13 protein-coding genes are annotated in these 16,761 nt (G+C 36.3%); 4 read left to right on the top strand and 9 right to left on the bottom strand.

What is annotated here, in order from left to right:
• Positions 1 to 55: 55 nt before the first annotated feature.
• On the top strand, positions 56 to 1,921 hold the full coding sequence (locus tag AC07UM_RS22740; protein ID WP_494685044.1) for a M1 family metallopeptidase: 1,866 nt from the start codon (positions 56 to 58) through the stop codon (positions 1,919 to 1,921).
• A gap of 36 nt (positions 1,922 to 1,957) precedes the next feature.
• Here AC07UM_RS22740 and AC07UM_RS22735 read toward each other — a convergent pair whose 3' ends face one another.
• The 9 genes from AC07UM_RS22735 to clpB all read right to left on the bottom strand — a co-directional run bounded on the left by AC07UM_RS22735 (position 1,958) and on the right by clpB (position 12,996).
• Entirely contained in the window at positions 1,958 to 3,367 is a 1,410-nt protein-coding gene (locus tag AC07UM_RS22735) for a phosphatase PAP2 family protein (RefSeq protein ID WP_494685043.1), read from the bottom strand.
• Between the two features lie 109 nt (positions 3,368 to 3,476).
• Complete coding sequence (locus AC07UM_RS22730) at positions 3,477 to 4,490, bottom strand: zinc metalloprotease (protein ID WP_494685042.1); 1,014 nt, start codon at positions 4,488 to 4,490, stop codon at positions 3,477 to 3,479.
• 508 nt (positions 4,491 to 4,998) lie between these two features.
• The gene (locus tag AC07UM_RS22725) at positions 4,999 to 6,003 is read right to left on the bottom strand and encodes a zinc metalloprotease (protein WP_494685041.1); all 1,005 of its coding nucleotides are present in this window, start codon (positions 6,001 to 6,003) and stop codon (positions 4,999 to 5,001) included.
• A 250-nt stretch (positions 6,004 to 6,253) separates the two neighbouring features.
• Positions 6,254 to 6,895 (bottom strand): response regulator transcription factor, encoded by a 642-nt coding sequence (locus AC07UM_RS22720; RefSeq protein ID WP_494685040.1) that lies wholly within the window; start codon positions 6,893 to 6,895, stop codon positions 6,254 to 6,256.
• On the bottom strand, positions 6,892 to 7,548 hold the full coding sequence (locus AC07UM_RS22715) for a sensor histidine kinase (protein WP_494685039.1): 657 nt from the start codon (positions 7,546 to 7,548) through the stop codon (positions 6,892 to 6,894). The genes AC07UM_RS22720 and AC07UM_RS22715 overlap by 4 nt, the downstream gene beginning before the upstream one ends.
• A gap of 107 nt (positions 7,549 to 7,655) precedes the next feature.
• The gene (locus tag AC07UM_RS22710; RefSeq protein ID WP_494685038.1) at positions 7,656 to 8,303 is read right to left on the bottom strand and encodes a hypothetical protein; all 648 of its coding nucleotides are present in this window, start codon (positions 8,301 to 8,303) and stop codon (positions 7,656 to 7,658) included.
• 20 nt (positions 8,304 to 8,323) lie between these two features.
• Complete coding sequence (locus AC07UM_RS22705; RefSeq protein ID WP_494685037.1) at positions 8,324 to 8,899, bottom strand: hypothetical protein; 576 nt, start codon at positions 8,897 to 8,899, stop codon at positions 8,324 to 8,326.
• 497 nt (positions 8,900 to 9,396) lie between these two features.
• Complete coding sequence (locus AC07UM_RS22700) at positions 9,397 to 10,302, bottom strand: hypothetical protein (protein ID WP_494685035.1); 906 nt, start codon at positions 10,300 to 10,302, stop codon at positions 9,397 to 9,399.
• A gap of 99 nt (positions 10,303 to 10,401) precedes the next feature.
• The gene (gene clpB / locus AC07UM_RS22695; RefSeq protein ID WP_494685034.1) at positions 10,402 to 12,996 is read right to left on the bottom strand and encodes an ATP-dependent chaperone ClpB; all 2,595 of its coding nucleotides are present in this window, start codon (positions 12,994 to 12,996) and stop codon (positions 10,402 to 10,404) included.
• A 370-nt stretch (positions 12,997 to 13,366) separates the two neighbouring features.
• Here clpB and AC07UM_RS22690 point away from each other — a divergent pair, with 370 nt between their 5' ends.
• The 3 genes from AC07UM_RS22690 to AC07UM_RS22680 all read left to right on the top strand — a co-directional run bounded on the left by AC07UM_RS22690 (position 13,367) and on the right by AC07UM_RS22680 (position 16,654).
• The gene (locus tag AC07UM_RS22690) at positions 13,367 to 13,945 is read left to right on the top strand and encodes a TetR/AcrR family transcriptional regulator (protein WP_494685033.1); all 579 of its coding nucleotides are present in this window, start codon (positions 13,367 to 13,369) and stop codon (positions 13,943 to 13,945) included.
• Between the two features lie 307 nt (positions 13,946 to 14,252).
• Complete coding sequence (locus tag AC07UM_RS22685; RefSeq protein WP_494685032.1) at positions 14,253 to 15,569, top strand: phenylacetate--CoA ligase family protein; 1,317 nt, start codon at positions 14,253 to 14,255, stop codon at positions 15,567 to 15,569.
• Complete coding sequence (locus AC07UM_RS22680) at positions 15,569 to 16,654, top strand: 2Fe-2S iron-sulfur cluster-binding protein (RefSeq protein ID WP_494685031.1); 1,086 nt, start codon at positions 15,569 to 15,571, stop codon at positions 16,652 to 16,654. Before AC07UM_RS22685 ends, AC07UM_RS22680 begins: the two co-directional genes overlap by 1 nt.
• The last annotated feature ends 107 nt before the right edge of the window (positions 16,655 to 16,761 follow it).

Below are 16,761 nucleotides of genomic sequence, written 5' to 3'. Positions count from 1 at the left end.
ATCACCTGCTGTCACATTTTCGTTATTTTTGATACCTATCTTTAAAAAGATCGATATGAAGAAAATTTTTTCCGGATTGCTGATAGCAGTTTCTTTACTGCAACTGTCTGCACAGGAACTATATATGCCGAGGAACATCAAAAAAGCATATGAAAAAGGAACACGTGATATCTCCGGAGCACCAGGTAAAAGCTACTGGCAGAATAAAGGAGTGTATAATGTAGAGGTGAAAGTGGATGCCAGCACAAAAGTGGTTTCCGGAAAAGAAACGATTGTCTACACAAACAACAGTCCGGATAATCTGAATGAACTGGCTATACGGTTTGTAAATAACCTTCACAAGCCCCAGTCGCCAAGATCTGGAGTGGTCTCTAAGGATTTTCTGTCTTCAGGACTTAAGATTAAATCTTTCATCGTGAACGGTGAGAAATATGATATCAATAGTGATGATTGGAGTACCGTTGAAAAAGTAAAATTAAAAACAGCTTTAAAATCAAAATCAAAATCCGAGGTTAAAATAGAGTGGGAGTATCCGCTTTCTGTACAAAGTGGAAGAGAAGGTCAGATAGATCCTGAAACTTTTTACGTAGCCTATTCTTTTCCAAGAATATCGGTGTATGATGATTACAACGGATGGGATATGCTTCAGCATTCAGACAGGCAGGAATTTTATAACGATTTCAATGACTATAGCTTTGCCATTACCGCACCAAAAAATTATGTAGTTTGGGCAACGGGAGATTTTCTGAACCCGGAAGCTGTACTTCAGCCGGAATATTTAAAAAGATATAAAGCTTCATTAAAAAGCGATAAAGTAATGCATATTGCTACAGAGCAGGAAATGAGGTCCGGGAAAGTTACGCAGCAGAATAAATGGAATATATGGAAGTTCAAAGCCAGCCACATTACAGATTTCTGCTTTGCACTGAGTAATCATTATGTATGGGATGCAGCAAGTGTTCAGTTAAAAACAAAAAGAGCAAGCGTTCAATCCGGATATAAAAACGGAGCAAAAGATTTTGAACACTATGTAGACTGGATGCGCTATAACCTGGATTGGTTTTCTAAAAACTGGCCGGGAGTAGAATATCCCTATAATGTAATGACCGCTATCCAGGGATATGCAGATATGGAATATCCAATGATGATCAATGATACCAGTATTCCTGATGATCTTCAGGATGCAAGATTGACGGCAGATCATGAAATTGCTCATACGTATTTCCCTTTTTATATGGGAATCAACGAAACGAGATATGCATTTATGGATGAAGGTTGGGCTACCACCCTGGAATATCTTATAGGTATTGATGAGAACGGAGAAGCTGCCGCCAAAGAATTTTATAAAAACTTCCGTGTTAAAAAATGGATCAATGATCCGTCTACAGAACAGGATCAGCCTGTAATTACGATGAGTACGCAGGTGAGTGGTGCGGGATATGGAAACAATTCCTATGTGAAAGCCTCTTTGTCTTATCTGGCGCTGAAAGATTATTTAGGAGATGAACTGTTCAAAAAAGCATTACACCATTATATGGACAACTGGAATGGAAAGCATCCGGTGCCATGGGATTATTTCAACTCTATGAATACAGGTTCAGGGAAAAATCTGAATTGGTTCTTCCAGAATTGGTTTTATACCAATAATTATATTGATTTAAAAGTAACAGGAGCATCTCAAATGAACGATATGCTTACGGTGAACGTAGCGAATGTAGGCGGATTTGTAATTCCTTTTGATGCAATATTGATATATGAAGATGGGACTACCGAGAAACTGCATTTTTCCCCTTCTGTTTGGGAAAAAGATCAGAAACTAACCGATCTGGTAATTCCTATTAAGAAAAAAATAAAATCGGTACAGCTGGATGGAGATCTGTTTATGGATTATACTCCGGAAAATAACCGCAAAAATTTATAAAAGTAAAAGCCTTCAGATTCTGAAGGCTTTTTTATTTTAAAAATAGGCAGTTAATCTTAAGCCTAATGTAATATAATTGATTCTTTCTTTAGCAATCATGTTATTAAGTTCCTCATCCAGTTCGGCACTTTCTTTAATCTCGTCACTGAAGTGATACCGGATCGTAGAGTTGATCTGATTGTAATCTGTATAGAAAGTCAGCCCTAGACCAGGATTGAACTTATAGGTCATAGCAGCTCCTGTATTCCAGCGGAAAGCAGGTTTAGGCTTGTATCGGGCTATTTGAAGTTCATGGTTAGGAGCGTCTATATCGTCTCCTTTTACAAATACTTTTCCACTTGCTGTGGCGGCATATCCTCCGGTTAGTTTTAAGGTAAGCTGCCATTTATCTGAGAATTCATGAGAAAAATAAGGACCAATACCTGCAGCCAGGAAGCCCATGGATTGCGTTTTTAGTTCATGATTACCAAAATCCTGCCCGTCATCAAAGTTTATTCTTTGAGATTTAATAGGAAAGCTGCTGAAGGTGATATCTGCACCCACACCCCATTTTTTTGAAAAGAAATAAGCACCTTCCAATCCGCCCTCAAAACCTGTCTGCTTTTTATCATCCAGTTCAGATTCCTTCAGGAAGTTGGTGGTTCCTAGTGCTGTCCCCGTCTTTAAGGCAAGGAAAGATGGATAATCGTTTCCTTGTATTCTGGATAAGAGACTTAAATTATCGCCCTTGTTCTTATAAATTTTATCAATAAAGAAATACCCGAGCTCTGTTGAGATAATCCCAATCCCAGCACCGGCAAGAATATCCGGAACCCAGTGTCTGTTATTTAAATTCCGTCCAAGCCCTGTAATAGCGGCAGAACCATACCCTGCAATACTATAGGCTGGGTTTACCATACCATATTCTTTGTGTAGAAAGCTGGCATTGGTAAAAGCCATAGCAGCATGTCCTGATGGAAAAGAATTGTTTTTGGATCCATCGGGACGTTCCACTTTTGCTGTATATTTTATAGAATTGACTAAAATAGCCATGATGACTAAGCTGGTACCGTAGGATAAAGTGGCCCGCCCGAGATTGTTTCTACCTTTTACACCTGCCAGTTTTAATCCGTAAACGGCAGCAGCAGGAGCATATTGAAGATAATCATCATATTTGACTTTAAAGTTGGGAAGGTATCGGTTTCTTACTTCACGGATATTTTCTTTTTCTCCCCATGTTGCCGCAGCAGCGGCAAAAAGCAGGGCAGGAGCCACTGATTTTTTTACCCATTCTTTTTTGAAGAAAGGGGTTTTCTCCTGAATGCTATAACCGGAATTAATTAATGCGAGATCTTCTTTAAGACTTCTGACTTGGATCGTATCCTGTGTTTTAATTTGGATAGTGTCCTGTGCTTTAATACAGTATAAGTGCAATAGTATTCCTGATGCTAGTGCTAATTTTTTCATCTTAGTAGTGGTGCGAAATTAAATCATGTAAAAGTATTAAAAAAATCTATCCCAAAAATTGAGATAGACTATTTTAATATTTTTATAATATTACAACTTGCGTTGTTGATTATCTTAATCCAGATCTTGGTCCTGATGCAGCTACTACAGCCTGCATTCTTGTTTTTTGGTTAGCAGAGAACATAACCATAGATTTGTCATCTACATAATCCATATAATTCATGAACATTTGAGAACGGCTTACCCCTCCACAAACTCTGTTTAGAGGATAGGTAGGATTTCCGTAGTTAGGGCCAGGAGATGTAGGAGTATCATTAGAGTAATCTGTCTGGCAGCCAGTATCAGATGATCCCCAAAGGTGTGGAAGGTTTAGGTAGTGTCCTACTTCATGGGTTACTGTTCTTCCTAAGTTGAACGGAGCTGAAGCACCTGTTTTTCCGATGTACTGATACCCAATTACAAGACCATCATACCATTGTCCTGCATTTTCAGGATAATAAGCATAGCCTAGCGTTCCAGCCTGTCCATTTTGGTCAAGGATTGAATTCACAACCCAGATATTCATATTTTTATTTACATCAGTAGCATCAATACCTCCTGTGCTTGCTTTTTTCATCTCTTCCAGGTTAGACTTCCAGCCTGTTTTTGAATTTTGCTTGCGGTTGGTCGCGATTAATTTGAAACGAATTTTTACATCACCTGCAGCAGAAGGCTGAAATGCGGAAGGAATTTTAGTAATATCAGAATTGGTAGCACCATAATCAGCATTCAGTACAGCGATTTGTTCTGCAATCCTAGCATCAGAAACATTTTGAGCAGAGGTGTTATAAATTACGTTAAAAACAACAGGGATTTCAACAGTTCCATCTGCGAGAACTTTTCCCAATTTAAGATTCTCAGCAAAGCTTTGAGTACGGGCTTCAATTTCGTCTGCTTTTAGCCTTAGTGAAGGGTTTTTCTGTAACATTTCAGCTCTCAATTCTTCAGAAGGACAGCTTCTTTTAAGGGCACTTTGAACAGGAGGTTCCTGGTTCAAAGGTGTTTCATTTTGATTGTTTAAGCTGTCGGTGTTACATGCCGACATTAAGCCCAGAATGAGGGCTCCAAATAGGAATTTTTTCATATCGTTATAATATAATTTGGTTGAGGTTGTGAAATTATATTATTTGAAATTGATATGCAAGTTATTTTGCAAAATATTTGATAAATGTTTATTTAATAATTGTTTTAGTTGTTTTTATCGCAACTTAACTTGATTTTCATTGAGTTTTAATCAATTTCATTAATTTGTTTTATATTTCACGCTTAAGTGTGTTTTTTAAGTGTAAATAATTTTATATTCTATATAATTTGTAGGATATTATTCTTTGAAAACTTGTCCATAGAAATATCTTAAAAAATATAATTAAAGCCATATTTTTCTTGCATTATTCTAATTTTAAGTTTTTTTTATTGAATTGTTTGTTTTTAAATGAAATAACATAAGATTATTCCATAGTTTTTTATGTGAATAAATTGCCTGAGCTAATACATAGAATAGTATTCCTGAATTTTAATCTAAAAGATGGGTACAAAAAATCTATCCCACAAAGTAGGATAGATTTTAAAATATAAGTAAAAAGATGTTTTAATTAATATACTCTCAATCCGGATCTTGCTCCTGAAGAAGCTACTACAGACTGCATTCTTGTTTTTTGTCCTGAAGAGAACATAAACATAGCTGCATCATCTACATAATCCATGTAGTTCATAAACATTACAGATCTTTGTACACCGCTGCAAGTATTGTATAGAGGGTAAGAAGGTTTTCCGTAATTTGCTGTAGTTTGTGTAGGAGTATCACTTACCAAGTCGTTTCCACAGTTAGCATCTCCCCAGATGTGTCTTAAGTTTAAATAGTGGCCTACTTCGTGTGTGGCAGTTCTTCCAAGATTAAAAGGTGAAGATGCACCGGTTTTTCCGAAATAAGGAGCACCAATTACAACCCCATCATTCCATAATCCTGCAGATTCTGGAAAGGTAGCATATCCAAGAATTGTACGACCCTGACTTGTCATTTTCCCTACAATCCAGATGTTTAGATAATTGGTAGGATTAGTAGCATCAATTCCTCCTTTAGATGCTTTTTTCATATCATCATTAGTAGCCCAGCTTGTTTTTGTAGTAGATTTTCTAATAGTATTTACAAGTCTGAATTTTACTTTCGTATCACCAGAACTTACAGTTTGAAATTCAGTGGGTATTTTGCTGGCATCACTATTGGTGGCTGAATAGTCAGCATTTAATACTGCAATCTGTTCTGCGATTCTTGCATCAGAAACATTTTCTGCTGTAGTTTTGTATACTACATTGACAATGACAGGGATTTCTACTGTTCCATCGGCAAGAACTTTTCCAACTTTCAGATCATTTGCGAATTTTTCTGTATTGGTTTCCAATGCAGAAAATCTTTGTTGAAGTTCGGGGCTCTTTTTCAATGCTTCTTGTCTGATTTCTTCAGAAGCACATCCTCTTTGGGCCAAGCCGGAAGGGGATGTTGGTTCATTAGCCGGGGTTTCATTTTGATTGGAAATGTTGTCATTGTTACAGGCCGTCATTAAGCCGAGCACGAGGGCTCCAAATAATAGTTTTTTCATAATCAAATCATTTTGGTTGAGGCTGTGAAAATATATTATTTGAAATTGATATGCAAATATTTCTTTAATTTCTTTATGAGATTAATATGTATTGCTGTGTTTTATTGATTTTAATTTATAATTATGTAAAATGTTTTAAATTTTAATTAATTTATGTGTTTTATTAGTCGTTTTATGGTTTTATGGTTTTTTTCGAGAATAAATTTCGTTTAAATTTATTTTTTTAAAGATTTTTTTTCGTGATTAAAGTTTAGTTTGCAAAGCCATTTTTAATAGCGAAAACAGCGAGCCCAACACGGGTTTTTAAATCCAGTTTTTCACAAAGCTGATCACGGTAGCTTTCTACAGTCCTTGGACTGCAGCACATTCTGTCTGCAATTTCCTTATAGCTCAGCTCAGTAACTGTATACTTCAGGAATTCTTTTTCCCTGTCGGAAATTCTTACGGCAATTTCAGATTCAGTTTCTTTATTAAGATTAGAGAATATAATTTTGGAAGCCCAGTCCGGATAAAAGAAGCCGTCACTATTCAATCGGGTAAGCGCTGTTTCTAAATCTCTTGGGTGGGTATTTTTTAAGAGGTAACCTTTTGCTCCGCTTTTGATCATCTTGATAACACTGTTATCGTCTCCCTGCATGCTGAGAGCCATGACCTTGATGTCCGGGTGGTTTTTTGTAAGCCAGACCGCCGTTTCAAATCCGTCCATAATGGGCATACTGATATCTAAAAGAATAATATCCGGAATCGCGTTGCCCTCCTCAAGTTTCTGGATAAGGTCCTTTCCATTTTCACACACATAGATGACTTCAAATTCATTGAAATTACCAATAATTCCTTCCAGAGCCTTGGCTATAAGTATGTGATCGTCAACAATTACAATTGATTTTTTCATGACTGTTTTTTTAAGATAATATTAAGGTGGGTTCCTGCATTTTCCTGGCTTTCCATGTGAAACTGGGCTCCTATGATTTCGGCTCTGTTTTTCATGTTTGTGAGGCCTATTCCGTTGGATTTTATCTGGGAAGTGTCAAACCCGGTTCCATCATCACGAATATCAAGTTCCCAAAGGATGTCTTCAGAAGTATTCAGGCTGATAAAAATATTTTTGCAGCCGGAGTGTTTTATACTATTCTGAATAAACTCCTGAGTGATTCTGAGCAGAACATTTTTGTGAACAAAACCTAAATCCAGCTGTTTAAAATTGTGCTCAAAGCTTACGTGGCACTTTTTGAAGGAATTGGTGTTGTCCACTTCTTCCTGTATCAAAGTTACAATTTCCTTTTGGTTGATATTGTCATCGGTTAATGTTTTTGACAAGCTCCGAAGGTCTTGCAGAGACTGGTTGATGATCTGAGAAACCTGATCAATCCTTTCGCTTGCTTCAGAAACTTTGTTTTCATAAAGCATTTGCTGTACATATAGACTTACGAGGGTAAGTTTCTGACCAATATTGTCATGAAGTTCCCGCCCTATTTGCTGCATGGTAGCTTGTTGTATTTCCAGTTGGGTAGACAGGAGCTCCCTCTGATGGAGCTCATTTTTCATTTCAATTTCAATTAAATATTCTCTTTTTCTCTGTCTGTAATTCCGGATATAGATAAATACCGCTATTACAAACATCAAAAAAAAGATATTAAATGAGATAATGGTTATTAAGAGCTCTGTTTTCCCCATATGAATGAACTTGCAAATAAAATATACATAACTGCTCCTGAAACCTGGAAATATATAAAATAAATATCCCAAATGTCTATATATTTCCACAGAAGAGAGTTAAATGTCATAAATGGTTGATTGGCGATATAAAAAAGAGTTATTCCCAGATTAATATAAAACATTCTGTTTTTACTGAAATTGAGAATTTCAGATGAATTAACCTGTTTATAAAATTCCATAATGACAAGGCCCATTAAAAGTAAACAACCTACATTGTAATTGAAGGAAAAGACTACTTTCTTTTCCGGGAAGAAAAGTGCCCTGAGGATATAGGTTAAAATATATATGCCCGTCAGAATGTAGAACAGTTTTACTTTCTTCAGAGATTCTTTTGCATATAGCCAGTAAAAGAATATAAACTGCAATGGAATCACAAAATAGTTGTAAAAATTTATTCTGTCTATCTTAAGCGGTTTTTCTCCCCATTTCACAGCTGATTCACACAGAAAAATAAGAATGAGATAAATGGCCAGATATTTCCAGGGTTGCTTTTTTACACGGTTATAATAAATCAGGGAGATTATAGCGGCAAAGGCTTCTCCCCAATACATAAATGATGAAAAAATTTTTTGAATCTCAGTCATACAGCTTTTAAGAATGGTAATTAGTAAGATGTGCCCATAGGGGGAGCCGGTGGAATCAATGTTCCGCTATTTTCTCCAAGACCTGTATCATCGCCCAGAGGTCCACCATTTCCATTACCATTATCGTCGCCATTTCCATTACCGGATGGAGTAATATTACGCGCATTTAATGCTAAATTTGAATTTTCTCCATTTGCCTGAAAAGGGTTAAAATCAAAATCAACAAGCTCTCCTGTTTCACTGGCTTTTTTCAAGGTTGGGATCATCACTAATGTGTGCTTTCCTGCATATTGAACAGGAACGGGGTGAGAGTCCATCATAGACCAGTTTTCCTGCTTAGGATAAGTTGCATAATAAAATCTGATTCCTAGGTCTGCCTCTGAAGTCGTAGGATTCACTTTGGCAGCTTCTTCTTCGATTTTAGCAATAAAATTTTTCAATTTTGGAAGGTCAAACCAAATAGAGTGAGCATCCTGAATTCCTAAAGCAGTGTTGATAGCACTTAGGTGGTTTTGACGATAATTGTCGATCAGAGCCTGGATAAGACTGTTTGACATAATTCCAGGTTCTAGTGGGTTGTTTGATTCTGTATTCATAGCTTATGGTTTACGGTAAAACTCAATTAATATGCAAATCTCGTAAAAAATATGCTAGAAAATGTATTGGTAAATAGGGAATTATACTGTTATTTTTACCGTGTTTTTACGGATTGTATGTAAAGTGTAACAATTGAGAGAGAAAGCAAACGCAGATTTACTCTATAAAAAAGCGGAGAAAGTATATTTCTCCGCCTGTTCTTTAAATACAAGGATATTTTCTCCAATCCATACAGACATATCCCACTGTACAGCAAAGGCCGGGAGGACAGCTCCAGTCCTCACCACACATTATAGTTGGTGGTTCAATTCCGCCATCGATTTTCTTTAAATCTTTTCTTTTTAGCTTTTTCATAGTGATTTTGGTATTAGTTATTGATTTGTAAGGTAAATATAATATTATTTCACTTAATAAGGATAAAAAAGGATGTTGAATTATTAAGCAGAAAAAATTTATTAAGAAGAATCCCAAAAATTTTTTATATCAAAAGTGTGGACTATTCCTGCATTTTAAAGTCACGGATGTCAATTAATTGTAGCGTTTTGTCATTGATTTTCAGTTCTATTCGGGAGGTTACCGTCCAATAGGTTATAAACCATATAGAAATCTTGTCATCATTTTTAAATTTTTGAATGGTTTTCTGGGCGTATTTTAAATAATTTGCTGTCATTTCTTTGGCCTGAATATCGCTTATCCTGTCACTATTTTTTTTGATATTATTAAGTATATATTGTCGTATTAATTGGTCACTGGCTGCAATCACCTTGGCTTTGCTGTGTCTGAAGTCTTTTTCCCAGTCAGCTTCAAACAAAATTTTTCCAATAACATTATATTCTTTTGAAAGCCCTGTTATCTCTTTTTCAGCTCCTTCCTGTGACGGAAGAATGAAGGAATCGGTTCTTTTCATTTGTCCATTGCTGTTGAAGTATTGATTGGTTGTAGCAATTTTTTTATTATGAAGATATTCACTGTCTATATCTTTTGCAAATGAATATTCTATTGTTAAATCTTTATTATTGAAAAGAATCAGTTTGGGATCATCAGAATAGTAAAAATCATATCCTTTCATATTCTTGGTGAAATAGGCATATTGCAGATAATATTGTCTGTTACTTTCTGCATTCTGAAGTACTTCCTTGGTAATTGCAGATGGAGCAACTCCTTTTCTGATCAATTCCTGTCTTATGATCTCGTGCTTTATGATATTTACACTATCCAATTTTCTTTTTGAATAATAGAATCTGCCTTCATGAACAATATCAGGGTTATGTTTTATTGCATCAAGATATTCTGTGCGCATATTCTGATAATCGGTGAGTGAAAATGGAGATGTCAGTTTATTCTGAGCGTTGACCAGAAGCGAGATCAAGAAAAATGATAAGGTGATTAACTTTATATACATCAGCAAAAATTAGTTTTTAAAAGTAGAGAAAAAAAATAAGTGCTGCAGATTTCTCTACAGCACTTATTCACAAAAATAATGTATATGAAAAAAACTATTTTATTGTTCGGTAGGTCTGAAAACCAAACCTGTTTCTACAAAATAATCCAGGGTGATTCTGTCTCCATCATTTACATTTCCTGCAAGAATCTCTTTAGACAGTTTGTTTAACACTTCCTGTTGGATCACTCTTTTTAATGGTCTTGCTCCGAAAGCAGGATCATAGCCTTTATTCATCAGATAATCTACGGCATCCTGAGTGAAGGTCATAATGATGTTTCTTTTAGATAACATCTCATTGAATCCTCTCAACTGAAACTGAACGATTTTTCCGATTTCTTTTTTTCTTAAAGGCTGGAACAGTACAATCTCATCAATTCTATTCAGGAATTCCGGACGTAAGGTTTGTTTCAAAAGATCAAAAACTTCGTCTTTTGTTTTATCCACAATTTCATCCTGGTTTTCCTCAGTAAGGTTTTCAAAATTCTCCTGAATCAAATGAGATCCTAGGTTAGAGGTCATAATGATGATGGAGTTTTTGAAATTAACAAGGCGTCCTTTATTATCAGTCAGACGTCCATCATCCAAAACCTGAAGCAACGTATTGAAAACATCCGGGTGTGCCTTTTCAATTTCGTCCAAAAGGACCACAGAATAAGGTCTTCTTCTTACCGCTTCAGTCAGCTGTCCACCTTCATCATATCCTACATATCCCGGAGGCGCCCCTACCAACCTTGAAACACTGTGACGTTCCTGATATTCACTCATATCAATTCTTGTCATGTTGTTTTCGTCATCGAATAAGAACTCAGCTAACGCCTTTGCCAATTCTGTTTTACCCACCCCGGTTGTTCCCAGGAATAGGAAAGAACCAATAGGCTTTTTGTCATCACTCAGACCAGCTCTGTTTCTTCTGATCGCATCAGCAACCGCTTGTATTGCTTCATCCTGTCCTACCACGCGGTGGTGTAGTTCAGATTCCAGATTAAGTAATTTCTCTCTTTCAGACTGCAGTAATTTGGTGACAGGAATACCTGTCCATTTAGCAATCACTTCAGAGATGTTTTCTGCAGTAACCTCTTCTTTGATCAGCTCATTCTGATGATTCTGCATTTCAAGCTCCATCTTGGTAAGCTCTTCCTCTTTTTCACGAAGTTTTCCGTACTGGATTTCGGCTACCTTTGCATAATCTCCTGCTCTTGAAGCCCTTTCCGCTTCATGTTTCAGAGATTCAATATCTTTTTTGATCTGGGTAAGATCTTCACTTTTCTGTTTTTCTTTCAGCCATTTGGCATTGATCTCATTTCTCTGTTCCGAAATTTTTGCAATATCTTCCTTCAAATGATCAATTTTGGTCTGATTGCCTTCTCTTGAGATGGCTGCCAGCTCAATTTCCAGCTGCATCAATTTTCTGTCGAGAACATCAAGCTCTTCCGGTTTGGAATTGATTTCCATTCTCAGTTTTGCAGAAGCTTCATCAATAAGGTCAATGGCTTTATCCGGTAAAAAACGATCTGAAATATATCTTTGAGACATTTCCACAGCCGCAATAATTGCCTCATCTTTGATTCTTACTTTGTGGTGGGCTTCATATTTATCTTTAATACCACGAAGGATCGAAATTGCAGATTCAGTATCCGGTTCTTCCACCATTACTTTCTGGAAACGTCTTTCGAGCGCTTTATCTTTTTCAAAATATTTTTGATATTCATTCAAAGTAGTAGCGCCAATCGCTCTCAGCTCACCTCTTGCCAAAGCAGGCTTTAAGATGTTGGCTGCATCCATAGCACCCTCACCACCACCGGCTCCTACCAGAGTATGGATCTCATCAATGAAAAGAATAATCTGCCCATCAGCTTTGGTCACCTCATTGACTACAGATTTTAAACGCTCTTCAAATTCACCTTTATATTTGGCTCCGGCGATCAAAGCTCCCATATCCAAGGAGTATAATGTTTTATCCATCAGATTTTCCGGAACATCACCGCTGATAATTCTGTGGGCAATTCCCTCAGCAATAGCCGTTTTACCAACACCTGGTTCTCCAATAAGGATAGGGTTGTTTTTTGTTCTTCTGGAAAGGATCTGTAGAACCCTTCTGATTTCTTCATCACGTCCGATTACAGGATCCAGTTTTCCTTCTGCTGCTAATTCATTGAAGTTTTTAGCATATTTATTTAAAGACTGATAGGTTTCTTCCGAGCTTGCAGAAGTTGCCTTACTTCCTTTTCTTAATTCTTTAATAGCGCCTTCCAACAGATTTTTGGTTACGCCCATATCTTTAAGCATTTTGGAAACTTCAGAACTGGTTTCCAGAAGCGATAACCATAAATGCTCAATTGTCACATATTCGTCGCCCATTTTTTTAGCGATGTTGGGAGCATCCAGCAATACTTTGTTGGCCGATTGTGAAAGATAAATATTTCCTCCTTGTACTTTAGGAAGTTTTTCTAAATTTTCACGGTTTCGCTCTCTTACTAAATTGGCATCTGCTTCAGATTTTTTTAATAAGAAAGGCGATATATTTTCATCTACCTGGAAGATTCCTTCAAGAAGATGTTGAGGTTCTATACTTTGATTGCCCAATTCCATAGCAACCTGTTGTGCTGCCTGGATGGCTTCCTGTGATTTTACAGTATATTGGTTTAAGTTCATATCTTTTATATTTTTGGTAATGGTTCGTATTAAGTTTTACTTTTAAAAAACATCAAGAAACTAAATTTTCAGGCTCAGTTTCTTAATGCCATCAATTATTTAATCATTTATTCGATGACTATATCGCAAAAACTGTTCAATTATTAAATTTATAAAAAATATGGACAAATTTTCCGGATTTTGTATTTTTAACGGAAATTTAACTTGACAAAATTTCCGATTTCACAATTATCTCTTGAAAATCTATGAACAAATAGTCATATCATAAAGGGGAAAGATGATGAGCAGATTTTAAAATGGTTGAATTTTTTTAATGTAAGTGTTAAAATTCAGCTTTTTATTTTAGAATAATTACTTTTGCATTTTACAGATGGAACTTAAAGAAAAACAGAGAAAAATTTTAGACGTAGCAGTAGAACTTTTCAAGGAGAAGGGCTATATGGGAAGCTCGGTAAGAGATCTGGCTACGAAACTTAATATCAAAGCAGCATCGTTGTATGCACATATCCGTTCAAAAGAAGAAATTTTGGAATGGATTTGTTTTGGCATTGCCCAGGAATTTTTCGATGAGCTTCAGCATGTAAAAAATACAGATATTGCTCCAAGGGAAAAACTGAATCTATTATTGGATAAACACCTTTCAGTCGTTCTTAAAAACCGTGATGTTACCCATATTTATTCCAATGAATGGAGACATCTGGAAGAAAGGCTTCCTGAATTTGTAGAATTAAGAAAAAATTATCAACAGGAAGTTGAAGAATTGATTTCTGAAATCTACAAAGCTGAAAACTGGGAGCTAAAATCACCATCATTTACTACAAGATTTATTCTTCATACTTTAAATAATTCCTATTTCTGGTTTAAAAGAAGCAGTGATTCCACCGATGAAGTTACTGAGGAAATAAGAGAAAAACTTCTTTTTGGTTTATTGGGAAACCAGAAAAATTAAACACTTCTTTTGTCATTCTGACGAAGGAAGAATCTCATAATTATGCTGTTTAGTCATGAATTTTAATACTGTGTCTGTTATTTTGAGATAGAGAAAATCGATTCATTCAAGTATTTAATAATAGATTCTTCACTGCACTTCTGAACTATGTTCGCAGACTTTCAGTCTGTGTTCAGAATGATAGAATTCGCAATTTGAAGCCTACTTTCGTTATTTAGAATCATTCAAAATATGATAAAAGTCATAAAAATTTTGCCAGCTTATAAAATCTTTTTAAATTTACACCTAACAAATGTTAGTTAGTTTTATGGATTTTTCAGTTGAATATCTGGAGCTGGGTCAGTTGAGACAGCTTCAATCCGGCCGGTTGATCAGCTTGATCAGCTATTTGGGAGAGAAGTCGGAATTTTATAAAAAGAAATTTGATGAATTGCAAATATCTCCACAGGAAATAAGGTCGATTGAAGATATCACGAAACTTCCTATTACTTACAAGCAGGATTTAAGAGATAACTATCCGTTCGGTTTATTTACCGTTCCTAAAGCTGAACTTCAGCGAATTCACTGTTCAAGCGGAACTACTGGAAAACCGACGGTGGTAGGATACACAAAAGAAGATGTAGACCTTTTCAGTGAAGTAGTGGCAAGATCTTTAAATGCCGCAGGAGCAAAACCAGGAATGCAGTTACACAACGCTTATGGTTACGGGATTTTCACAGGAGGTTTAGGACTTCATTATGGTGCAGAAAAGTTAGGAATGAGTGTTCTTCCTATTTCAGGCGGAATGACAGCAAGACAGGTAGATCTGATTATAGATTTCAAACCGGAAGTGATCTGCTGTTCTCCATCATACGCTTTGACCATTGCTGATGAATTTGCCAAAAGAGGAATTCCAGCAGATGAAATAAGTCTTCAATATGCCGTGTTAGGATCAGAACCATGGACGGAGATTATCAGAGGTCACATTGAAGAAAGATTAGGAGTCCACGCAACCAATATCTACGGATTGAGTGAAATTATCGGTCCCGGAGTTTCCATGGAGGATTTCGAAGAAAAAGGAGGTTCTTATATATGGGAAGATCATTTTTATCCTGAAATTTTAGATCCGGTTACTAAACAGCCGGTTCCTTTTGGAGAAGAAGGAGTGTTGGTGATTACAACTTTAACGAAAAAAGCAATGCCGCTTTTACGATATTGGACGAATGATATCACCAGTCTTTATTATGATGAGCATGCTAAAAGAACAATGGTGAAAATGAAACCTATTGTCGGCAGAGCAGACGATATGCTGATCGTGAGAGGAGTCAATGTATATCCAAGCCAGATTGAAGATGCGTTCTCTTATGTAAAAGGAGTGGTTCCTAATTATTATTTAACGCCTGTTGAAAAAGAACATATGTGCATTGCCCTTGACATTGACGTCGAAATAGGTGATGAACTGGTAGAGGAACAAAAAATACAAGCAAATACCGATGATTATTTTAATTTTGTCGGGAACTTTGGAAAAAGCATAGAAAACGAAATAAAAAAACGGGTAGGGATCACTACGAAAGTGAAAATTCATGCCCAGGACAGTTTGCCGAAGTGCGAAGGTGGAAAAATTAATAGAATACTTAAAAAATAATGAATTCATTTTATAAACTTAAAACAGTTAAAGTTCAGAAAGATACTTCCGAAGCAGTGAGTGTAGCGGTAGAGGTCCCTGAAGAACTGAAAGATAAGTTCAGGTTCAAGCAAGGGCAGTATCTGAATTTCCGAATGATGATCAACGGAAATGAAGAAAGACGTTCTTACTCTATCTGTAATGCTCCAAGTGAAAAGAGCAATACGCTGGAAGTATTGGTAAAGCTGCTTGAAGGCGGAAAAGTATCAGGCTATTTCAATGAGCATCTTCATATGGATGAGATCCTGGAAGTAATGCCTCCGATGGGCGGTTTCAATACTTCTTATCACCCGACCAATGTGAAAACATATGTGGGATTGGCAGCAGGAAGCGGAATTACCCCTGTTTTATCCAATATTAAAGAAAGCCTTTATCAGGAGCCTAACAGTAATGCTTACCTGTTCTATAGCAACAGAAGCATGAATCATATTTTAAGAAAAGCTGAAATTGATAAGCTGATAGAGCATTTTAATGGCAGGCTGAAAGTAGTTTATTTGGTAAGTCGTGAAAAACACGAAGATCCTGTTTTTGAAGGAAGAATTTCTGCTGAAAAACTAGAGCAGTTATTTGAAAGATACATCGATATTGATGTAAAAGAAGCTACTTATTTCATCTGTGGACCTTCAGAAATGATCAAAGGGATCGCTGATTATCTGAAGAAAGATAAAAAAGTGCCTGCTATTCAGGTATTATTTGAATACTTTACCGCTCCAGATGAAGAAAATACGGAGGAAATGAGCGATGAATTCAAGGCTATTGCCAATATTGAAAGTATGGTAACGGTGATCATTGATGATGATGAATATTCGTTCCACCTTAATTCTAAAAAAGAGAGTATCTTAGATAAAGCATTGAAAGACCAGCTTCCAGTTCCTTTCGCATGTAAAGGAGGGGTGTGCTGTACGTGTAAAGCCCAGGTTTTAGAAGGAGAAGTTTTCATGGAGAAAAACTATGCGCTTACCGAAGACGAAGTAGCCAGAGGCTTTGTCCTTACCTGCCAATGTCACCCGACAACGAATGTGGTGATGCTTAATTATGATGTTTAATTCAATTTGAAAATGTGCTGATTTGGAAATTTGAAAATGAGTAATAGCTTATTCTCAGTTTCTCTAAATAATTTTCAAATTAACTAATTCTCAAATTCTCAAATTAA

This window comes from Chryseobacterium sp. GW821-FHT04C04, from assembly GCF_059420365.1.
The sequence above is the reverse complement of the archived record's forward strand: the minus strand, read 5'-3'. Positions and strand labels throughout refer to the sequence as shown.